Annotated in this window: 17 protein-coding genes and 1 pseudogene; 12 read left to right on the forward strand and 6 right to left on the reverse strand. The window is 66.8% G+C overall.

The genetic code is table 11. The features are described 5' to 3' along the window. Nucleotides 1-34: 34 nt before the first annotated feature. Entirely contained in the window at nt 35-364 is a 330-nt protein-coding gene (locus RPIT_RS03540; RefSeq protein WP_226996325.1) for a hypothetical protein, read from the forward strand. Here the strand turns inward: RPIT_RS03540 and RPIT_RS03545 are convergent. Then, nucleotides 355-1,860, reverse strand: coding sequence for a leucyl aminopeptidase (locus RPIT_RS03545; protein WP_077340699.1), 1,506 nt, complete (start codon nt 1,858-1,860; stop codon nt 355-357). The genes RPIT_RS03540 and RPIT_RS03545 overlap by 10 nt on opposite strands. A 34-nt stretch (nt 1,861-1,894) precedes the next feature. Between RPIT_RS03545 and RPIT_RS03550 the strand changes: the two genes are divergently transcribed. After that, on the forward strand, nt 1,895-2,224 hold the full coding sequence (locus tag RPIT_RS03550; RefSeq protein WP_077340701.1) for a hypothetical protein: 330 nt from the start codon (nt 1,895-1,897) through the stop codon (nt 2,222-2,224). On the opposite strand, the gene RPIT_RS03555 is transcribed toward RPIT_RS03550, so the two are convergent. Further along, entirely contained in the window at nt 2,169-2,375 is a 207-nt protein-coding gene (locus tag RPIT_RS03555) for a hypothetical protein (protein WP_077340704.1), read from the reverse strand. The two genes, RPIT_RS03550 and RPIT_RS03555, sit on opposite strands and share 56 nt — an antisense overlap. Further along, nucleotides 2,375-3,031: a DUF3043 domain-containing protein gene (locus RPIT_RS03560; protein WP_162274479.1), complete on the reverse strand. Its 657-nt coding sequence runs from the start codon at nt 3,029-3,031 to the stop codon at nt 2,375-2,377. The genes RPIT_RS03555 and RPIT_RS03560 overlap by 1 nt, the downstream gene beginning before the upstream one ends. A 596-nt stretch (nt 3,032-3,627) precedes the next feature. Between RPIT_RS03560 and RPIT_RS03565 the strand changes: the two genes are divergently transcribed. The 9 genes and pseudogenes from RPIT_RS03565 (at nt 3,628) to istB (ending at nt 11,616) form a co-directional block, all read left to right on the forward strand. After that, nucleotides 3,628-4,407 (forward strand): PspA/IM30 family protein, encoded by a 780-nt coding sequence (locus RPIT_RS03565; protein WP_077340708.1) that lies wholly within the window; start codon nt 3,628-3,630, stop codon nt 4,405-4,407. After that, nucleotides 4,404-4,739, forward strand: a complete 336-nt coding sequence (pspAA, locus tag RPIT_RS03570) for a PspA-associated protein PspAA (RefSeq protein WP_077340710.1) — start codon at nt 4,404-4,406, stop codon at nt 4,737-4,739. The genes RPIT_RS03565 and pspAA overlap by 4 nt, the downstream gene beginning before the upstream one ends. Then, a complete protein-coding gene (locus RPIT_RS03575; protein WP_077340712.1) occupies nt 4,736-5,620 on the forward strand; it encodes a glycerate kinase in 885 nt (294 codons plus the stop codon). Before pspAA ends, RPIT_RS03575 begins: the two co-directional genes overlap by 4 nt. Nucleotides 5,621-5,689: 69 nt before the next feature. Then, nucleotides 5,690-6,037, forward strand: coding sequence for a HesB/IscA family protein (locus RPIT_RS03580; protein WP_241389330.1), 348 nt, complete (start codon nt 5,690-5,692; stop codon nt 6,035-6,037). Between the two features lie 238 nt (nt 6,038-6,275). Further along, the gene (gene ctaC, locus RPIT_RS03585) at nt 6,276-7,028 is read left to right on the forward strand and encodes an aa3-type cytochrome oxidase subunit II (protein ID WP_077340716.1); all 753 of its coding nucleotides are present in this window, start codon (nt 6,276-6,278) and stop codon (nt 7,026-7,028) included. Nucleotides 7,029-7,105: 77 nt separating this feature from the next. Then, nucleotides 7,106-8,749, forward strand: coding sequence for an aa3-type cytochrome oxidase subunit I (gene ctaD / locus RPIT_RS03590; protein WP_077344188.1), 1,644 nt, complete (start codon nt 7,106-7,108; stop codon nt 8,747-8,749). After that, nucleotides 8,746-9,144 carry a cytochrome c oxidase subunit 4 gene (locus RPIT_RS03595; RefSeq protein WP_077340718.1) on the forward strand — a complete coding sequence of 133 codons (399 nt, stop codon included), beginning with the start codon at nt 8,746-8,748 and terminating at the stop codon, nt 9,142-9,144. The genes ctaD and RPIT_RS03595 overlap by 4 nt, the downstream gene beginning before the upstream one ends. A 122-nt stretch (nt 9,145-9,266) precedes the next feature. After that, nucleotides 9,267-10,837, forward strand: a pseudogene (istA, locus tag RPIT_RS03600) (IS21 family transposase). Continuing rightward, nucleotides 10,834-11,616, forward strand: a complete 783-nt coding sequence (gene istB / locus RPIT_RS03605; protein ID WP_077340720.1) for an IS21-like element helper ATPase IstB — start codon at nt 10,834-10,836, stop codon at nt 11,614-11,616. Before istA ends, istB begins: the two are co-directional and overlap by 4 nt. 409 nt (nt 11,617-12,025) lie before the next feature. Here istB and RPIT_RS03615 read toward each other — a convergent pair whose 3' ends face one another. From RPIT_RS03615 to RPIT_RS03630, 3 genes are all read right to left on the reverse strand, one after another. Further along, complete coding sequence (locus RPIT_RS03615) at nt 12,026-12,955, reverse strand: hypothetical protein (protein ID WP_077340726.1); 930 nt, start codon at nt 12,953-12,955, stop codon at nt 12,026-12,028. A 65-nt stretch (nt 12,956-13,020) separates the two neighbouring features. Continuing rightward, nucleotides 13,021-13,680 (reverse strand): hypothetical protein, encoded by a 660-nt coding sequence (locus RPIT_RS03620; protein ID WP_077340728.1) that lies wholly within the window; start codon nt 13,678-13,680, stop codon nt 13,021-13,023. 941 nt (nt 13,681-14,621) lie between these two features. Continuing rightward, nucleotides 14,622-15,779 carry an ABC transporter permease gene (locus RPIT_RS03630; RefSeq protein WP_143028164.1) on the reverse strand — a complete coding sequence of 386 codons (1,158 nt, stop codon included), beginning with the start codon at nt 15,777-15,779 and terminating at the stop codon, nt 14,622-14,624. A gap of 362 nt (nt 15,780-16,141) precedes the next feature. Between RPIT_RS03630 and RPIT_RS03635 the strand changes: the two genes are divergently transcribed. Beyond that, complete coding sequence (locus tag RPIT_RS03635) at nt 16,142-18,361, forward strand: glycosyltransferase family 2 protein (protein ID WP_077340735.1); 2,220 nt, start codon at nt 16,142-16,144, stop codon at nt 18,359-18,361. The last annotated feature ends 39 nt before the right edge of the window (nt 18,362-18,400 follow it).

Genomic DNA, 18,400 nt, shown 5'->3' on the forward strand with positions numbered 1-18,400 from the left:
TCGGCCCGTTGGGGCGGGGCTGCATAATGTGGATGTGGGTTGGTTTAGTCGTCGCAAGCGTGAGGTGAGCCTCGCCAGGGAAGCCAAGCAGGTGCCGGACGCGCTGCGCGATCACCTGAGCGAGTTCGTGGCCACCCGCCGTGGCGTCGAGGCCTGGGTCGAGCAGCCGACCAGCTTCAACAAGCCATCCATCCTGCTCGTCGCCGCAGACGGGGAATCGACGCGGCGCGGCCTACCCAGTGCCGACTATGGGTACGACTTCGCCGCCGCCCACGGGGTGCCCTGCTACGACGCCGGCGTAGTGCCGTACCCGCGCCGGATGCGCGAGTACGGCCTCCGCGCCAAGAAGCAGGGTCAGCGCTGAAGTAGCCCGGCCAGCGTGACGATCGTGCGCACGCCCACGCCGGTGCCGCCCTTGGGCACGTAGCCGTAGGCGGACTCCGGATTCTCCGCGGGCCCGGCGATGTCGAGGTGCGCCCATGCGACGCCGTCCCCCACGAAGCGCTCGAGGAAAGCACCCGCGACGAGCGCGCCGCCCCATCGCTTGCCCGCACCGGACTTCATGTCCGCGACGGTCGACTTCAGCTCTTCGCGTGTGGCGTCGGTGAGCGGCAGCTCCCAGAAGTCCTCGCCGGCGGCCTCCGCCGCGTCGAGCAGCAGGTCTGAGGTCTCCTCGCCGTTGGTGATGAGTCCACCAGTGCGCAGCCCCAGCGCCACCATGCACGCTCCGGTGAGCGTGGCCACGTCGACGATGAGGTCGGGCTTGTCCTGCCCGGCGCGGGCGATCGCGTCGGCCATGACGAGCCGTCCCTCGGCGTCGGTGTTGTAGTTCTCGACGGTCTGCCCGTCGAACATCGTCAGGACGTCTCCGGAGCGGAAGGCGCTGCCCGAGGGGAGGTTCTCCGCGAGCGCCGCGTAGGCGGTGACCTTGACCTTCAGTCCGAGCGCAGCGATGGCGTTGACGGCGGCGATGACTGCCGCGGCGCCCGACATGTCGTACTTCATGCCGGCCATCTGGCCGGCGGGCTTGATGTCGAGGCCGCCGGAGTCGAAGGTGATGCCCTTGCCCACCAGTGCCAGGTGCCGCTCCGCGCCGCGCGGGGCGTAGCTCAGCCGCACGAGGCGGGGCTTGCGGGCGGAGCCGCCGCCGACTGCGAGAATGCCGCCGTAGCCGCCCCGCTCGAGTGCCTTCTCGTCGAGGATCTCGACGGCGACCTTCTGCTCGCGCACGTGGGTCTTGGCGGCCTCGGCGAAGCTCTCGGGGTAGAGGAGGTTCGGGGGAGTGTTGACCCAGTCCCGCGCCTGACACACGGCAGCGGCAGTGTGCTGGGCGGTGGTCAGCGCGGTGCGCTGCTCGGTGCCGGTCAGCGGCGTGATGAAGGAGATGCTGGCCACGGGCGAGGGCTTGGCGGTGCCCGTGATCGGCTGGAAGGAGTAGGCGCCGAGAACTGCTCCCTCAGCGGCCGCCTGGATGAGTTCCGGATCGCTCAGCTCCAGCGAGACGGCCACCTCGAGGCCCTGGGCATCCTCCAGCCCGGCGATGCAGCGCAACGCGTTGCCGAGTGCCCCGCGCAAGCCGTGAGGTGTGACGTCGGCGTCCCCCAGCCCGACGACGAAAACACGCGTGGACCCGAGCGGAGGGAGTTGAGTCACCTCCTCCAGGGCGGTCTTGGCGCCCATGGCGGAGGCGAGCTCAGCGAGGCTGCGGCCGTATGCCTTCTGGTAGCTCTTGCCCAGTTCGGGGGAGAGGCCGACGAGGGCCCGATCCCCCTGGTGGATGGTCGCCAGGCCCAGCAGTAGCACGTCGGCCGACCTGGGCAGCGACTTGGTCAGGTTCAAGGTTGGGTCAGTTCGCGTCACGGCTCCACCCTAGTGCTTTGGTACCTTGTCCAGCATGCTCAAACGGCTCGGCCTCATCGCCTTCATCGTCGCCGGTCTGGTCGTCGCCGTGTGGGGGGCCATGTCCTGGATCTCGCCGTCGACCTCGTGCCGCGGCGTGGAGATGGGCCCGGGGGACACCTGCGAGTACTCGAGCCTCACCAACGAGAAGACCGGTGAGGTGCAGCGCTACGAGGACAGGATCGCGATCGCGCGCCAGCAGTCCCCGTTCGCCGTGGCAGCCGGGCTCGGGATGCTGGCGTTTGGCGCGGTCGTGGCGCGTTCCGAGTTCAGGGCAGCAGTGACATCGGTCCGTAGACCAGACGGTCCTCCTCGTACAGACTGACCTCTGCGACGCCGTGGGTGAGCAGCTCGCCGAAGAAGAGCGCCAGCCACTCCTCGGCCGCGGTCTGATCCTCGAACGACTTCTTCAGCCCTGCCGCCTCCAGCTCGTCGGCTGAGTAGGCGCCGCTGACCGGCTCCCAGCGGTAGCTCATCAGATCGGGTCCCCGCGCTTGATCCTCGGCCCCGGCTGGCGGAACCTGCGCAGCATGATGGACCGGTTCATCATGTACATGAGCAGCCCCTTCGTCGAGGCGCCGGGGTGACGCTCCGCGAGGAGTTTCTTGAAGCCGCGCCACATGATCGCCACGTTGATGATCGCCATGATCATGAGCGGCCAGAGCGCCAGCGTCACGTAGTAGGAGATCTGCGGCGCTGCCTGGATCGAGATCATCGACAGGGCCATGAGCAGAATCATGAGCGGGAGCATGAACTCGGCGACCGTCCACCGGGTGTCGACGTAGTCGCGTAGGAGTTGGCGCTCGGGGGACTGCTCGATCCGCGACCAGGAGTCCATCCGTGCGGCGGACCTGGCCCGGGCGTCGGCTCGGCGCTGCTCCTTGGGCGACAGCGTCGGGTGCAGGCGCTCCATGCGCGCTGCCTCCGCGGCCTTGCGCGACGGGGTGGCACCCTGCTTCTTCCGGATACCCGCGCGGGTGCCCGGATTCTCTGCCTCGGGCGCCGCTGCGGGGGCCGTAGGTGCCGTCTTGGCGGCGGCCTTCGCGGCGGCCTTCTCGCCCTTCGGCGTCAACGACTGGATGCGGTCGGTCTTTGCGCTCTCATTGCGCTCGTACGGGCGGAAGAGTGCCACTGTTGCCCCGGTTCTGCTCTGTGTGGTGAGTACGGCCGCCCATGTTACCTGCCGCCGCGTCGCCTCTGAACGGCGGTCGCCCGCTCTGAAAGGGTCAGTTTGGTGACACGCGCGTCCATAGTGGTCGTACATGTCCCTGAATTGCACCTTTCGGGACGTGCAGCCTCCCTCACCACGGTGCCGGAACGGCTGGGCCTGAGTAGCGGCCGCGAGCACGAGCGGCCGTGTATCGAAACCACCGCCAACCCTGGTCGAGGACCGACGGGAACCCCCCAGCGTCTGTCAGGGCGGACGCAACGCCAACCGACGACGGGCAACGCCAACAGGAAGGGCCAAACGCCAACCGAAATGCGGTGTTGCCCGCCAGACTCAGCGATGCCCGCGATATCTCACGGGCGTCGCTGAGCATCGGCGGCGTTGGCCTCTCCCGGTTGGCGTTTCCGGCTTTCCGTTGGCGTCTCCCTCTCTGGGTTGGCGCTGTGGGGGCCAAGACCCCGGCGGCAAGCTCAGGGCGGATTTCAGGGTCTCGCAGAACCCCGGGGGTCGACAGCCGCGCTAACGTAGTGTTCGCACACTCCCGTCTGGAAGGACACCCCGTGGCCAGCATTTTTGAACGCATCGCCTTGGTCTTCAAGTCGAAGGCGAACAAGACCCTCGACAAGTACGAGGATCCTCGCGAGACCCTCGACTACTCGTACCAGAAGCAGCTCGAGCTGCTCCAGAACGTGCGCCGCGGTGTGGCCGACGTCGCCACGAGCCGCAAGCGGGTGGAGCTGCAGGCCTCCAAGCTGAACTCCGAGGTCGAGCGTCTCCAGTCGGCCGCGCAGCGGGCGCTCGAATCGAACCGGGAAGACCTGGCCCGTGAGGCCCTCACCCGCAAGGCCGGGCTGCAGACGCAGCTGGACGACCTCCAGACCCAGCATGCGCAGCTCCAGGGTGAAGAGGAGAAGCTCGTTCGAGCCAGTTCCCGACTCCAGGCGAAGGTCGACGCCTTCCGCACCCGCAAGGAGACGATCAAGGCCACGTACTCCGCTGCCGAGGCCCAGACCCGCATCAACGAGGCCTTCACCGGTATCTCGGAGGAGATGAGCGACGTCGGCCTTGCGATCCAGCGGGCCGAGGACAAGACGCTGCAGCTGCAGGCCCGCGCGTCCGCCGTCGACGAGCTTCTGGCTTCCGGCGCGCTCGAGGACCCCACCGGCACCGTCAAGGACGACATCACCCGCGAGCTCGACATGCTGGCGGCGGACTCCACCGTCGAGAGCGAACTGGCCGCCATGAAGGCGCAGCTCACCGGCGGACCCGCGGCCCGTCCGGAGATCGAGTCCGCACCCGCCGCCCAAGAGTCCGGCGACACGCAGGGGCGCCAGGCATGATCGTGCGCATCATGGGCCAGGGCCAGTGGGTCCTGGAGCCCGAGCACCTGCTCGAACTGAACGAACTCGACCGTGCTCTAGAGGAGCGCGTCGAGGCCGGCGACCAGGAAGGGATGATCGCCGCTCTCGAGAGGCTGGGTGAGGGTGTGCGCCGCCTCGGCGTCGAAGTGCCGGAGGACGTGCTGGCCGAATCCGACCTGGTGCTTCCCGACGTCGACGTCTCGGTCGAGGAGGTCCGGGCCCTGCTGCAGTCGACAAGCGAGTACTACGGGCTGATCCCCGACGCTGACGACGAACTGTACGAGGGCGACCCGGAGTCGACCGACCTTTGAGAGTAGTCATCACAGCCGACGCCGTCGCTGGGCTCAGCCCCGCGGCGGCGTCCGCGTTGATCGCCCGTGCCTTCTCCGATCGCGGCGCTCAGGTGGCCGTCGTCCCGCTGGGGGTGAGTGGGGAGCCGCTGCGTGAGGCGCTCGAAGCCCTGGCACCCCGCACCGACGTCGTGCGCCCCGACGATGCGGCCGCACTGCGGCAGGTGCTCCAGAGCGACCGATCTCCGCTAGTCGACCTCACCGGCACCGCGGCCCCCGAGCTTCAGGGGCTCGCGGCGGCGCTGGGGACCGACCCCGGCGTCGCTCTGGAAGACGCGCGCGAGCGCTGGTCCGACCGCGACCTCGTGGCGCTGGTGCCGGAGGAGGAGGTGGCGCTGCCGTTGGTCGGCCTCAACGGGCTGGCGGCGACGCAGGGGAGGCGTGCCGGCGACGACCTTTCGACCGTCCTTGCCCGCGACGCTGAGGCCGAGCGTTGGGCGTCGTCGCTGGGTCTCGATCCCACGCTCCCCGGGGCTGGCGCGGCGGGCGGGCTCGGGCTGATCGTGCAGGCGCTCGGTGGACGGATGACCGATCCGTTGACCTACCTCGCGGACGTGGCCGGCCTCGCGGACACCATGGGCGCCGCCGACCTTGTCGTCACGGCCGCGGAGTCGCTCGACTTCCACGCCGTCGGAGGGCCGATCGTCAAGCGCGCGGTGGCGATGGCCGGAGCGGCGCTGCGCCCCGCGATCGCGATCGTCGGCCGCAACTTCGTCTCCGCACGGGAGTTGAGGCTGGCGGGATTCGAGGAGGCCTATCCTCTGGGTGCTGCGGGGGAGGAGCCCACCCCCGAGAGGCTGTCGGAGGTGGCGATGCGAGTGGCCACCACGTGGTCGTGGTGAACTCTTTGCCTCGGCGGCGTAGACTCGACCCTCAGAACCGCAATTTCTACGAACGACTTGGAGCCAAGCGTGACCGATACCCAGACCACCCAGAGCGGCGTCGTCCTGACCGACGTCGCAGTGCAGAAGGTGCGCTCCCTGCTCGAGGCGGAGGGCCGCGACGATCTTGCGCTCCGCATCGCCGTCCAGCCCGGCGGCTGCTCGGGGCTGCGCTACCAGCTCTACTTCGACGACCGTGAGCTCGACGGCGACGTCGTCACCGACTACGACGGCGTGAAGGTTGTCACCGACCGCATGAGCTCTCCGTACCTCGGCGGCGCGAGCATCGACTTCATGGACACGATCGAACAGCAGGGGTTCACCATCGACAACCCCAACGCGCAGGGCTCCTGCGCCTGCGGCGACTCGTTCCACTGAGCCACCCGCCGGGCCGCCCGTCGCGGAGCCGGTGCATTCTACGCCACCCCTTCGGAGACAGTGCCGTGGGGGTGGCTTTTTGCGTTATGGTTGCACCCAACAAGTGTGGTCAACGGAAGGGCAACTAGTGAGTGGCAATCCTGCTGCGTCGCGTCGACGGACGGTTCGGGCGGCCTTGGCCCTCGGCGTCCCGCTCGCTCTCGCGAGCCTGACAGCCTGTTCAGCTGAAGAGGGGGCGGTGTTCTTCGGTCTTCCCGAGGCGGCCTCCGAGCAGGCGGAGAACGTCGGCGACCTGTGGCTGGGCGCCTGGGTGGCCTCCCTGGTCATCGGCGGCTTGGTGTGGGGGCTCATCGGCTGGGCCGTCGTGCGGTACCGCAACCGGAATGGCGACGACGCCCCTCCGCGGCAGACCACGTACCACCTCCCGCTGGAACTGCTCTACACCCTCGTGCCGTTCCTCATCATCGGCGTGCTGTTCTTCTACACCGTCAAGACCCAGGACAGCGTCCGGAACTTCGAAGGCGAGCCCGACGTCGAGATCGGCGTCATCGGCCAGAAGTGGTCCTGGACCTTCAACTACATGGAGGAGGGCAACCCCGACGTCGGCACCAACGCCTACACCGTCGGCACCCTCGAGACCATCCCCGAGCTGTACCTGCCTGTCGACAAGACGATCCGCTTCAAGCTGGAGTCCGCCGACGTCATCCACTCGTTCTGGGTGCCGGTGTTCCGCGACAAGCTGGACGTCATCCCCGGTCACACCAACTACCTGACGGTGACCCCCAACAAGGTGGGCACCTACGACGGCAAGTGCGCCGAGCTCTGCGGCGAGTTCCACTCGCTCATGCTCTTCAAGGTGCACGTCGTCTCCGAAGAGGATTACGAGGCGCACGTCAGGGGGCTTGCCGAGGGCGGCAACGCCGGCGAGCGTCAACTGCAGGAGGCCTTGCAGGCCGTCCTGCCCACTGCCGCACCCGAGGAGAACCAGTGAGCAGCGATCTGACCGCGAGCCGCACTCAGCTCGTCGAAACACCCGTCCAGGCTGAGCCCCACCGGCTCGGCGCCACCATGATGAAGTACCTGACGACCACTGACCACAAGGTCATCGGCAACATGTACTTCTTCACTGCGTTCGCGTTCTTCCTGTTCGGTGGTCTGCTGGCGTTGGGCATCCGCGCTGAGCTCGCGAACCCGGGCATGCAGTTCATGAACTACGAGACGTACAACCAGTTCTTCACGATGCACGGCACGATCATGCTGCTGATGTTCGCGACACCGATGTTCGCGGGCTTCGCCAACGCCATCCTGCCGCTGCAGCTCGGCGCGCCCGACGTCGCCTTCCCGCGCATGAACGGCTTCTCGTTCTGGCTGTACGTCCTCGGTTCCCTCATCGCCTGCGCGGGCTTCCTCAGCCCGAACGGCGCCGCAAGCTTCGGCTGGTTCGCATACGCGCCGCTGAGCAACTCGATCCACTCGCCGGGGGTGGGGCACGATCTGTGGATCGTGGGCCTCTACATGCTCGGCCTGTCGTCGATCCTCGGCGCGGTCAACTTCGTCACGACCATCATCACGATGCGTGCGCCCGGTATGACCATGTTCCGCATGCCGATCTTCTCGTGGAACATCCTCGTCACCTCGATGATGGTCCTCCTGGTGTTCCCGGTCCTCGGCGCCGGTCTGCTGGTGTTGGAGTCCGACCGCGTGCTCGGCAGCCACGTCTTCGATCCCGCGTCCGGCGGGCCGATCCTCTGGCAGCACCTCTTCTGGTTCTTCGGGCACCCCGAGGTCTACGTGATCGCCCTGCCGTTCTTCGGCATCATCACCGAGGTCCTGAGCGCCTTCAGCCGCAAGCCCGTCTTCGGCTATTACGGCCTGGTCTTCGCGACGCTGTCCATCGGCGCGCTGTCGGTGTCGGTGTGGGCGCACCACATGTTCGCCACCGGCGCGGTCAACCTGCCGTTCTTCTCGTTCATGACCTTCATGATTGCGGTGCCCACTGGGGTGAAGTTCTTCAACTGGATCGGCACGATGTGGCGAGGGTCGCTGGTGCTCAACACCTCCATGACCTTCGCGATCGGCTTCCTCACCACGTTCCTCTTCGGTGGACTCACCGGCGTCATCCTCGCAGCACCCGCTCTCGACTGGCACGTCACCGACTCGTACTTCGTCGTCGCCCACTTCCACTACGTGCTGTTCGGCACGGTGGTGTTTGCGATGTTCGCCGGCTTCTACTACTGGTGGCCGAAGTTCACCGGACGCATGCTCAACGAGGGCTGGGGCAAGGTCCACTTCTGGACCACGTTCGTCGGCTTCCACACCACGTTCCTCATCCAGCACTGGGCCGGCACGAAGGGCATGCAGCGCCGCATAGCGGACTACGGCGCCTGGGAGGGCTTCACGGTCTTCAACCAGATCTCGACGTTCGGCGCGTTCCTTCTCGGCGTCTCCATGCTCCCCTTCCTGTGGAACGTGTGGATCACCCGTAAGGCACCCAAGGTCACGGTCAACGATCCGTGGGGCTGGGGCCGCTCGCTGGAGTGGGCGACGTCCTGCCCGCCCCCGCGGCACAACTTCGACTCGCTGCCGCGCGTCCGCTCGATCAGCCCGGCGCTCGACGCCGCTCGACCGGAACTCGTCGACGTCGACCATCAGGCCGACCCGGGTGAGCTCCTCGACCACGATGTCAACGAACTGGAAGGCACCCACCGATGAAGTCGGAACGCTGGATCTTTGGATTCCTCGGGATCTACTTCGGGGTCGTGGCGCCCGTCTACTGGCTGATGTCCGGTGAGATCGCCGGCACGCTCGCCCTAGCCTTCTCGGGGCTGCTGGGCGCGCTGATCGCCGGTTATCTGCACATCCAGGCGCGGAACTTCGATCCTCGGCCCGAGGACCGGAAGGACGGCGAGGTCTACGAGGCCGCGGGCGAGCTGGGCTTCTTCGCGCCGAAGAGCATCTGGCCCTTCTGGGCGGCGGTGGTCGTCGCGGTCATCTTCCTCGGCCCCGCGCTGCAGCAGGCGTGGATCACGCTGCTCGGCCTGGGAATGGGGATTTGGGCCACGTCCGGTTGGGTCCTCGAGTTCTACCGGGGCGACTACAAGCACTGACCCGCCTCCAAAACGCGGCAAGCCCGCTCATCCCTCGGGGTGAGCGGGCTTCTTGTTGCCCACCCAACCGGTGTTTGCTCGAGGTCTTCGACCACCACGAGCAGGTTCCACCGGAGGGACACATGAAGAAGTCTGCCAGGGAGATCATGGAAATCTTGGAGGCGTTCGACGCCACGGAGAGTGCGCACTCTGCGGCGCTGTTGGCGGGGGTGGATCCCAAGACGGTGCGTCGCTATGTCGCTGCGCGGGATTCGGGTCGGCCGGTGACGGGTCGGGGGCAGAGGCCCAGGATGCTGGATGGGTTCATGCCCAAGATCGAGGATTGGGTCGAGGTCGGCAAGGGCAAGGTCCGCGCCGATGTGGTCCATGCCCGCTTGGTCGCGAGGGGTTCGCCGGGACGGAGCGCACCACCCGCCGGGCGGTCGCGCAGGTGAAGGCGGCGTGGCGGGCTGGGCACCGACGCTCGTATCGGCCGTGGATCACCGAGCCGGGGTTGTGGTTGCAGTTCGACTGGGGACAGGGCCCCAGAGTTCCCGGTCCGGGCGGGCAGCTGCGCACGACGGTGTTGTTCTGTGCCTGGTTGGCGTGGTCCAGGTTCCGGGTCGTGATCCCGGTCTGGGACCCGACGTTGCCGACGTTGATCGCATGCTTGGACGCGACGCTGCGGCAGCTGGGTGGGGTCTGGTCGTATCTGTTGACCGACAACGCCAAGACCGTCACCGTCGACCATGTCGCCGGTGTCGCGGTCAGGCATCCACAGATCGTGGAAGTCGCCCGCCACTACGGATGTCAGGTCTACACGTGTGTCCCGTTCGACCCGGAGTCGAAGGGCGGCACCGAAGCGACGGTCCGGTTGGCGAAGGCTGACCTGGTCCCCACGGACGCGAACCTGCGTGAGTCGTATGGGTCCTTCGCGGAATTGGAGCAGGCGTGTGTCGAGTTCATGGGCAAGGTCAACGGCCGCAAACATCGCGAGACCGCCAGGATCCCAGCCGATGCTTTGGTCGATGAGCGCCACCGGCTGCACATGCTGCCAGTCGCCCCGCACACGGTCGCGTTGGGTCAGACCCGCACGGTCAACACTGACCAGACGATCCGGTTCGGGTCGGTGCGCTACTCCACCCCGCCTGGGCTTGTCGGGGCTGAGGTGTGGGTCAGGGCAGCTGGGGACGAGCTGGTGGTCGTGGCCGACCTTGATGCCCTCCCAGCGGCGCCGGAATGGGTTGCTGGCCGGCGGGGTCTTGCGGAGGTCTGCAGGCATCGGCTCTCGACGCCCGGCAACCCGATGATCGATCTGGCTCACTACCCGCACCATCCCCAGGACCCCGACGGGTCACCCCGAGTGCCCCAGCCACGGCCACGCAGCCGAGCCGAGTCCCAGTTCCTCCAGTTGGGTCCAGGGGCGGTCTCGTGGCTGGTTGAGGCCGCAGCTGCAGGGACGGTCCGGATCCGGTCGAAGATGGCCGCCGCAGTCGAACTCGCCGCCCTCATCGGCACCGACGCCGTCGATGCCGCCTTGGGTGTCGCTGCCGCGGCGGGCCGGTTCACCGAAGGTGATCTGGCAGCGATCGTCGAACACCAAGCCAGCGGCGCCACCAACGCCGACCTCGTCATCGCTGACGAGTCCCACTCCGCCCAGCCAGGCACCGCAGCCTGGGCCAACTTCACCACTTCGAAGGAACACAGCTCATGAACCCCACCACCATGCACCCGGCGCCGCCGCTGCCAGAGGACCTCACGGGTCTGCTGCGAAGGATGCGGCTGCCCTACCTACGCGCCGCAGCCCCCGAGGTGTTGGCCACCGCGAAAGCCCAACGCTGGGACCCCGCCGAAGTGCTGCGGGTGCTCCTGACCGAGGAGATCCGTGGTCGGGACGAAGCCACCAAGACCATGCGGCGCAAAGCCGCCGGACTACCAGCCGGGAAAACGTTCGACTCCTGGCGGGAACACGATTCTTCCATCCCGGCCCCGACCCAGTCCGCCCTCGCCGGCCTGGAATGGATCAGCCGCGCCGAGAACCTCGCCATCACCGGGCCTTCCGGGACCGGGAAGACCCACTTCGTTGAGGCGCTGGCCCACAACGTCATCGACGCCGGCATGCGGGTGTCCTGGTTCACCCTGGAATCCCTCACCGCCGCCATCACCCGCGCTGGAGCCGACAACTCGGTCAACAAGGTGATCGCCCGCATCACCCGCGCCGAACTGATCGTGGTAGACGACATCGGCATGCTGCCCTCCGGGCAAGCAGCAGCCGAAGCGTTCTACCGCCTGGTCGATGCAACCTACGAACGACGGTCTCTGGCGGTCACCAGCAACCTCCACCCCGCCGGGTTCGACACCATCATGCCGAAAACCCTCGCCACCGCAGCCGTCGACAGGCTCCTCCACCACGCCCACGTCATCGTCACCGAAGGCACCTCTCTACGCCTAACTGAAGCCACCGCCGGACGCGGGGCGGTCCCCTTGCACTGACACCAACACGGGGAGATCAGCTGACCGCAGACAGGGAGATGAGCTGTCCGCCTACAAGGAGATCCCATGACCGCCCACAGGGACTTCCTCGTGTCCCAGACACTGGTGGAGTCGAGCAGGGGGGAGAAGGCGCCTTCGGGGGCCAAGTGGTTGACGGCGATGTCGCCGGCAGGGAGGCTTGAGACTCCTCGGGACGACGTCGACCTGCGGACCCAACTGCGCCTGCCATACCGGAGCCAGTGTTCTCGTCGTCTCACGGCCGGGGCGGAAGAGGCTACCCACAGCAAGAGGACGGGGCGTTCTGCGGACAGAGCCCGTAACGTCACCTATGTGCCATCGAGTCTGCGGAGACTCGCGTCAGGTCTGGGGATGCGGACATAGTCACCAAGGACCTGGCCGATCGCCGGATTCATTCCCACACCAGCGTTGGGAACATGGCCTCTGTGCGCCGAATGAGGTCGACATACTTCGAAGACGCTGACTGCGGCGACACAGTGATCTCCTTGTTAAAGGGCGACTCTACCCACGAGATCTTGCAGAAGTGGGTCCCATCCTCGGTGACTTGGCCGGCGTTGTGAAAATATGGTTTGGAGTCCCACGCTGCTACGTCATGGTTCGCCCAATGGAAATCAAGCTCGGGGCTGGCGATGGGTGTGAAGCCCGCCCGCACCGTGATGAACTGCTGCATGTACATTTCGGCACACCACGCCTGGATGGGGTACTGGTGCCCCTCCGGGTGGTAGCGATCCGCTGTCTCGACCATGTGCTTGAAGGCGCGGACGGAGGCCTTCTCCACATCTGACCAGAAGTCGGCGCCCGCGTCCTTGATGAAATACTGGGCACCGATGGAGTTGTGATCGTGTGCGAGCACGTCCCCGGGATCTGCCCCTGCGATGTCGCAGAGATCGAGAAAGAGCTGCTCGCCTTTCTCGCGGATGTATTGGGCCCCGGTGTAACTGCGCGTGTCGGAGCCGTACCAGCATCCGTCGTGTGCCTCGTACGGACTGAAATCCATGGGCCCGGTGAACATCACGTCGGGATCGAGGTAGTTGAAGACCATGCCCTCCGCTTCGGGGAACTGGCCGTAGAACTGACCCAGCAGCCACGGTTTCATCGACGCGCTATAGCTCCTGTCCTCCCGAGTATCCGGGTAGGCGTGGATGTAGCACTTCAAATCCTCGGACTCAAAGAAGTCGCGGAGGTGAATAGACGGCGGATCGTTGTAGGCCACCAAATAATGGACGTCCTCTTCGTAACCGATCTCACGAAAATGTGCGATCTGGACGAGCATCTGCCAGAGGTAGTACTTGTTATCCGGGACGGGAATGAGAAACTGCATGGCTCCTCAGGCCTGAGAGGAGCGAGGCCCGGCGAGGATCTTCCTCGCGGGCCTCGCTCCTCGGATTAAGGCTGGACCGTGGTGGTGGGGGCGACCGTGGTGGTGGGGGCGACCGTGGTGGTGGGGGCGACCGTGGTGGTGGGGGCGACCGTGGTGGTCGGGGCGACCGTGGTGGTCGGGGCGACCGTGGTGGTCGGGGCGACCGTGGTGGTCGGGGCGATGCAGGAGTTCACCAGGGGTGCCTCGCAATCGGTGGGGGGCGCCTTGACGCTGAAGAGCTTGATGTTCCCACTGTAGGCCTCAATGAACGCGGCGCTGCTTCCCGAGCCGTCTGCGTTTGCGGACGAGAAGTCGCCCAGAATGATCTCCGTGCATTCACCTGCTTCAAGTGTCTCGTTGATCGTGATCGGGAGCGTCTCCGCCCCGCAATCACGGAAGACCTTGCCGGAGTTATTCTGCAGCCTGGTGATTGTGAAGTTGATGGTCTGGGTCGTTTGGCAGGTGTTGCAGATTTTGAGCACCAAGTAGTAGGACCACAGGTTGTTGCTGCCAGGCCACTTGCAGGCGGTGGGAGCGAACGTGTACGTGACGCACGGCGGCAGCGTGGTGGTCGGTGACATGGCGTAGGCCGGCGCTGCCCCCGCAACGGCGAGTACGGGGACGCTCCAAGCGGCGCCCTTGGCAACAGTGCGGCGTGTGATGCCGGACTTAGTGGGTTCGGTCATGGAGGTCCCCTTTGGTAAAGCCTGTTCTCGCCGCCAATATACCAGCGCTATCTCGGTTTCTCGCAACCGCCCAGTGATTGGGATGTTCGCGCACCGGTGGATGGGGTCCGACGTCCGCGCGACCCAGCGGCCCGCGACCAGGAATCAACGACGTCCCGAGCCCACGGTCCGCAGCGCCGGCGACTGAGGGAGTTCTCCGGGCAACCCTCCCGACTTCGAGGTGCGTGTCCGCGCTCCGGCAAGCAGCGGATGGCCGCGATGCAGATCGTCTTTGCCGCCATCCCAGCCCTGATCTGTCGCAGGTAGATTTCCGCAAGCTCGCACTCGCCATCACGATCGGCACGCTCGTTGCGATCACCGCATCTGCGGAGCCAGATCTTCCGGCCGACCACGGGAGCTCTTAACGTGGGGGCCCAGTGGATCAGCTCGAGGGCCCTACTCCTACTCAGGGCGACGACGAACTCCTCTACTGCGCCGCGTCCTCATCCGCCTGAGCGACCCCAGCGACCGACACACCGGCTGATGACCGAGGGCCAGGAAGACGCAGGCTCGCCGGGGAGGTCAGGGAACGTGTGCAAAACGTCAGGGTCTCGGCGCCTCTCAGCTGGCCCCTTCCGTTTCCAGTGATCTCGACGTGCGTCGCCATCCGGACCGGGCCCCTGCCGCTCGGACTGATCAGCGTTCCTCTCGGACTGCGAGCGGGGTGCGAGGCATCCCAGTCGCCGACGGCAACGTGCCGCGGGAAGCAGGATCGGCTTGATCTCGCTCACGACGTGGACCGTGCCGCGGGTCACCCGCAGGCTCGTGACGACCGACAAGGTCAGGATGCTCGCGATGACCGCCAACGGCAACGGGTACCGGAACCATGAGAAGCTCTCGATGAGGACAGCACCGACGGCGATGAACGCGCCGCGCAGCACCAGCGCCCCGAACCCCAGGCGTCAGGCTCTGCGTAGGGCGTCCTTCCAACTCAGCACCGAACCGGTTTGGAGCAACCCGCGGCGGTAGATCGTCGTACCGACGGCGACCGCGAGGGCCATGAACGCGACGGCGACGAGAAGGGCCAGGCCGGCGTCGATCCAGGAGGCGTCCCCGCTCAGCAGGCGGCCGGGCATGACCACCGTGGAGGCGATGGGGACGTAGCTGAGGATCTCCTGCACCCGGCCCGTGGCGATGAATCCGGCGAAGTAGACGCCCATGATGATGATCATGAGCGGCGTGGTGGTCTGCTGGACGTCCTGTACGCGGGTGGCCATGGCCCCGGCGGCGGCCCAGAGGCAGGCCAGCGCCGCGAAACCGACCAGGAAGAACAGCACGAACCAGCCCGTGACCGGCGCGATGAGGCCGATGAACGAGCGGTACTCCGTGAGAGACAGTCCCACGAGGGCCACGGCGACGAAGAGCAACACCTGGCCAAGGGCAAGTGCGGTGTTGCCGACGACCTTCCCGATCAGCAGCTGGCGGGTCGGGATGGTCGCGGCGAGGATCTCGACGATCCTTGACTCCTTCTCCGTCACGACGGAGTTGGCGATCATGTAGCCGTACGTGAGCGCCGAGAACATGAACAGGATCGCGAAGGCGAGCGTGGCGATGATGATCGCAGGCACGTCTCCCGACTCGGCCCCGACGGGGCGCAAGGTCAAGACCGTATCGGCGGTTAGCTGGCGGGCGTCGACGCCCAACGCGGTGGCGTTCTGCTCCAACTGGTAGTCGCGCACCGCGCCGTCGAGGGTGGGGCTGGCACCCATCGACGGCTTGAGCAGCATCTCCCACCCCGCGTCACCCCGGTGGAGCGCACCCTCAACGTCCCCGTTCTCGACGGCGGACTCGAGTTCGGCGGTCTCGTAACGCACGCTCTCGACATTCTGCCCCTGGGCGTTGGCCAGTGCGACCACGCCCGCTGCGTCGTCGGAGTCGACCGCGATGAGGGTGGGGGAGCCGTCGCCGGCCTGCATGAGGAAGCTGAACCCGACGGCGGCGATCATCAACCCGATGGTGGTGAGCGTGCCGATCCAGAAGGTCTTGTCTGTCAGCTGGACGAACATCTCCCGCTTGGCGACGATCGCCCAGGGGGGTGTGCGGCGGGTGGTGGCGTTCATCGGACAACCTCTCGGTAGTGGTCGCTCAGCGGACGGACGATTGGGCCGAAGGAGTGGACGGGTCCGCGGGCCAGGGCGTCGGCCAGCACTCGCTGAGCGGTGGCGGTGTCGGGGAAGGCCACCTGCGCGCTGGCTCCGTCGAGACCTGCCTGACTTCCAGCATGCCACCATTCTGCCCCTTCGAGGGGCCTGGAGGCTCCTCACGATCTTGCCGCGTGTTGCCATGGACGCGTCGATGCTGGGTTGGCATGGCCACGCAGATCCGCGTACCCTCGGTATTCCTGGCCCTACTGCTCGGGGGAGCGGCCGCGGGTCATCGGTTCTTGAGCGGACCCCCGGTCCCGGAAGCTGGTTTCTCACCCATGCAGTACCCGCCTGGGCGCACTCTGCGCGCCTTCCCGTCCTCCACCTATCCCACGTTCGCCCATCGCAAGCCGGGTCTCATGAGCGCCGTGGTAGCGGTCGCCGCACCGTTGCTGACTTTCGTCCTGTGGCTCTGGTTCGTTATCGACACACTCGGTCGGCATCAGGCTCCCACCGTGGTGCAGGCCCTCTGGCTGGCCGTGTTGGTGTCGGCCGCCACGGCGCTGGCCTACTCCTCGGCCATGTATCTCCTGGGCCGCGCTGGCGCGATCGCGGTGTTGCGAGCACATCGTCGTACGGCCCGCGAGGAACTGGACGCGATGTTCGACGGGGACACCTCCTCGATGACGGTGCTCGTGCCGTCGTACCAGGAAGAGCCGCGGGTGGTGAGCGCGACGCTGTGGTCGGCGGCCTTGCAGGACTTCCCGTCGCTGCGCGTCGTGCTGTTGGTTGACGACAAGCCGTTTCCCATCGACCCGACGGAACTCGCCAAGCTGGAGGCATCCCGGGCGCTGCCCTCGAGCATCGCGGCCGCGCTCACGGAGCCTCGGGTGTTCACCCGGGATGCGTTGGAGCGCTTCCGCAGTGCGGAAGGCACCGAGGTGCGCCCCGACGATGTCCTGGGCTTGGCGGCGACCCAGGTGCGTGCGGCCGAGTGGCTGATGGGGCTAGCGGCGACCTGGACGGTGGAGGATCACGCCGACGCCTTCCTCGTCGACCAGGTGTTCCGGGGCCTGGGTGGGGACTTGCTCCAGCAGGCCACGGCGCTGCGGGGTCGCGCGGCGACCACGGACCTGCCGAGCCGGGCTGAATTGCGCAGGGGCTACGTGCGGTTGGTTCGGACCTTCTCTGCCGAACTGGACCTCTTCGAGCGGAAGCGTTACGTCTCCCTGTCGCAAGAGGCGAACAAGGCGATGAACCTCAACTCCTATCTGTCGCTGATGGGCCAGGCGTGGAGGGTCGACGCTGCCACTCAAGGCGACGTCCTGGTCGCGGTGTCCAGCCCCGCCGAGGCCGATCTGATCGTCCCTGAGACCGACTACGTGTTGACTCTCGACGCGGACTCGTTGGTGGTGCGTGACTACTGCACCCGGTTGGTCCATGAGTTGCGGCGTCCCGGCAACGAGCGAGTCGCCGTGATTCAGACGCCCTACTGCTCGATGCCCGGAGCTCCCACTCGAGTGGAGCGGGTCGCGGGAGCCACGACAGACCTGCAGCACCTGCACCACCTCGGGAAGACCAGGTTCAATGCCACGTTCTGGGTGGGCGCTAACGCGATCATCCGTCGGCAGGCGCTGCTCGACATCGAGCAGGTCGTCTCCGAGCGCGGCTTCCAAGTGCGAACCTATATCCAGGACCGAACCGTGATCGAGGACACCGAGTCGAGCATGGACCTCGCGGCGCGAGGATGGAGCCTGGTGAACTATCCCGAGCGGCTCAGCTACAGCGCCACCCCTCCTGACTTCGGGTCCCTGGTGGTGCAGCGACGGCGGTGGGCCAACGGCGGCCTGATCATCATGCCGAAGATTCTCGACGTCGTCCGGGGGCGGTTGGCGCGGAGAGAACCCATCCGAATCGGCGAGGTGGCCCTGCGCGTGGACTACCTGGGCTCCATCGCATGGACCAGCGTCGCCGCACTGATCCTGATGCTGGTACCGATGGTCGGGGAGCTGCTCAGCCCCTTCCTGTTCATCACGGCCGTGCCGTATCTAGCGGCGCAGGCGGCTGACCTTCGCCGCGTCGGACATCGCGCGGTCGACGTCGTGTGGGTTCAAGCCCTGAACCTTGTGCTGATCCCTGTGAACCTCGCGGGCGTGGTGAAGTCGGTGCAGCAGGGCATCACCAACCGCAAGATCCCGTTCGCGCGCACCCCGAAAGTCGCTAACCGCGTCGCCGCACCTGGGGTCTTCGTGGTGCTGCCCCTCCTGCTGTGGTTGGCTCTCGTCGCACTGTCCGTGCGGGGCTTCTCCCTCGGTTACGTGCTGGGTGGCTCGTTCGCTGCCGCCGCCTCGGTCCTCGTCGCAGTGGGGTCTGTCGCCTTCGTCGGCGTGCGCGATGGGTTTGTCGACGTCGTGGCCGGCCTGGGCCAGTGGCGAGCACATCGGGCGCTCCTGGGCCGGGGTCAGGCTGAACTCACCAACTCTGAACGAGCGGGCGACCCTCCTCGTACCGCGAGCCGGACTGCACGGCGACGACTGCCCGCTCCGCAAACTCGGTAGGGTGCGGGCCCCGGCGTACGTGCAGACGAACGCACACCG

It is taken from the genome of Tessaracoccus flavus (assembly GCF_001997295.1).
In the GTDB taxonomy this organism is placed as follows: Bacteria; Actinomycetota; Actinomycetes; order Propionibacteriales; family Propionibacteriaceae; genus Arachnia; species Arachnia flava.